The organism is Neisseria sp. P0021.S007 (genome assembly GCF_051956855.1).
On record NZ_JBQCXA010000929.1, the window covers coordinates 1 to 565 of the forward strand.

Sequence of the window (565 nt, forward strand, 5' to 3'; positions counted from 1 at the left end):
GGTTTGGGCTGCGTGGAAACGGCGTTTTCAGACGACCCCTGAAGCGTTTGGACGGCAAACGGCAAAGATGCCGATTGAACATCTTTATCTAACTTTATCCTCCCTTATGTTTGCAAATGCCCGTAAATACAGCATAATTAAGGTTTTTAGAACACGATAAGGCTGATTTCATGAGCGACGGCGCATCCCTTTCCCGCCAGCTTCCCGACGAAGAGTCCACACTCAAGCTGGGCGGGAGTTGGGCAGAATCGCTGCGCGCGCCATTGGTCATCCATCTGCAAGGCGATTTGGGCGCGGGGAAAACCACGTTCACGCGCGGCATCCTGCGCGGACTCGGACACACCGGCGCGGTCAAAAGCCCGACCTACGCCATCGTCGAATCCTACCCGCTGGAAGCGTTCACGCTTCATCATTTCGACCTTTACCGCTTTGCCTCGCCCGAAGAATGGGAAGATGCCGGTCTGGACGACCTATTCTCCCCTGACGGCGTCTGCATCATCGAATGGCCGCAACAGGGCGGCGCGTTCACTCCGCCCGCAGACATCACCGTATCCCTGAATCACGC

The 565-nt window shown here is 56.6% G+C and carries 1 protein-coding gene; it reads left to right on the plus strand.

The genetic code is table 11. The features are described from left to right. Positions 1-170 precede the first annotated feature (170 nt). The coding region (gene tsaE, locus ACTHUR_RS16790) for a tRNA (adenosine(37)-N6)-threonylcarbamoyltransferase complex ATPase subunit type 1 TsaE (protein WP_440399816.1) at positions 171-565 on the plus strand (395 nt) is incomplete at its 3' end.